At 67.6% G+C, this 1,705-nt stretch carries 2 protein-coding genes; both read right to left on the bottom strand.

Annotated features, from left to right (window positions below; translation table 11 throughout):
• A partial coding sequence (locus tag CZ203_RS08685) for an AAA family ATPase (RefSeq protein ID WP_143436199.1) occupies positions 1-782 on the bottom strand: 782 nt, incomplete at its 3' end.
• Positions 779-1,705, bottom strand: a 927-nt coding sequence (locus CZ203_RS08680) for an exonuclease SbcCD subunit D (RefSeq protein ID WP_087065717.1), incomplete at its 5' end; no start/stop codon positions are given. The genes CZ203_RS08680 and CZ203_RS08685, both read right to left, overlap by 4 nt.

Below are 1,705 nucleotides of genomic sequence, written 5' to 3'. Positions count from 1 at the left end.
CCTGCCGCGAGCGCCTGTTCCGCCGCATCCGCCCGCGCGGCAAGCGATGCAAACGCCCGCCCCGCCTGCTGCAGCGCGGCTTCGGCCTCGAGCCGTTTTTGCACGAGCGCCTCCATACTGTCGCATTGATGCGCGGACAGCAACGCGCCGAGCTGCTCCCGCAGGCTGTCCAGCGACCGCCGCCGCCCGTTGACCTCTTCCGCCAAAAGCTGCGCCGCCGCGTCCCATTGCCCCGCGCCAAACAGCGTGGTCAAAATCTTTTCCTTATCCTCAGAACTTGCGACGAGCAGCCGCTCAAACTGCCCCTGGGGCAGCACGACGACCTGGCGGAACTGGTCGTACCCCAGCCCAATCAGCTCGCATGCCTTTTCCTCTACATTTTTCAGCTTCGGGTTCTCGAAAAATGGGGCAAAATCGCCGGTCTCCGTGCGGTAAAAGGCGTCCTGCCCCGGGAGGTACTCCACGCCGCCGCTCCGTTTGCGCCGCAGGCGGAGCCGCCGCTCAAAGCGGTATACCCCGCCGCCCGCGGAAAAGGTAAACCGCACCTCCGTAGGCAGTTCCGGCGGCGCGTGCTGGCAGCGCATCGCAGCAAATTCGCCGCGCCCGCCGCCGGAGGATTTGCCGTAAAGGGCATAGGTCATCGCGTCCAGGATCGCGGTTTTCCCCGCGCCGGTCTCGCCCTGGATGAGGAAAAGCCCGGCCGCGGCAAGCGCCGCAAAATCCACCTGCTGCCGCGCCGCATACGGCCCAAAGGCCTGGAATTCCAAATAAATCGGGATCATTGCAGGCCGCCCCCTTCCCGCGCGGACGCGAGCGCCGACAGGAACCAGGCGGTCTGCCTGCCGTCCGGTGAAAAGCCGCCGACCTCCTCGCAAAACCGCGCAAGCAAGCCCCCCGGCGAAAGCGATTGCAGCTGGCGCACGCTCAGCGTGTCCGCCGCGCCGCCCGCACCCGCCGTACCCGCAAGCATTACGAGGTTGGGGTACAGCGCGCGCAGCGTCTCCAGGGCTTCCAGCCCGGCCGGCCGGTCGGTCAGTTCAATTTTCAGGTAATCGTCCCGGCGGGTGTCGGCTTCCGCCGCGGACAAGACGTCCCCGTACGCGCCCGAAAGGGTGCGCAGGGTGCGCGCGGGGTGGAACGGGAGCGCCCGCGCCGTCCCATCTGCGGTATCGTACAGCATTGCGGCGCATGCGCCCTCCGAAAACGCATATGGGTACGGGCTGCCGCTGTAATACACATGCGGCGCGGGGTTCTGGGCGCGATGGAGATGCCCAAGCGCGACATAATCCGCCCCGGCAAACACCTCCGCGCCGACCTGCGCCGCGCCGCCAAGCTGCGCGCCGTAATCGCTCTCGGCAGGTGACGCGCCCGTGACAAAGCAGTGCGCGCCGATAATCAGTTTTTTGCCGGGGTCGCGCCGTGCGCGGATATCATCCATCAAAGCGCGCATCGCCTCGTGCGCGGTGCGGATTTCCTTGTCTGGGTACAGCAGCCGCACCTGCTCCGGATGGAAATAGGGTATCAGGTAAATTTCCGCGTCGCCGACCGTGACCGGCCGCGGCGCACCCTTGAGGCTGCCCGCGACCGAAAGCCCGGCGGCCTCGAGCAGCGCGCCAAGCTGAGACAGCCGCGCCGCGCCGTCGTGGTTGCCCGCAAGCAGCAGCACGCGCGCGCCGCAATCCCGCGCCAGCCGGGTCACGGCCTC

The sequence above is a fragment of the Intestinibacillus massiliensis genome, from assembly GCF_900155735.1.
In the GTDB taxonomy this organism is placed as follows: Bacteria; Bacillota; Clostridia; order Oscillospirales; family Butyricicoccaceae; genus Intestinibacillus; species Intestinibacillus massiliensis.
This window is presented reverse-complemented; position numbering and strand designations above follow the sequence as displayed.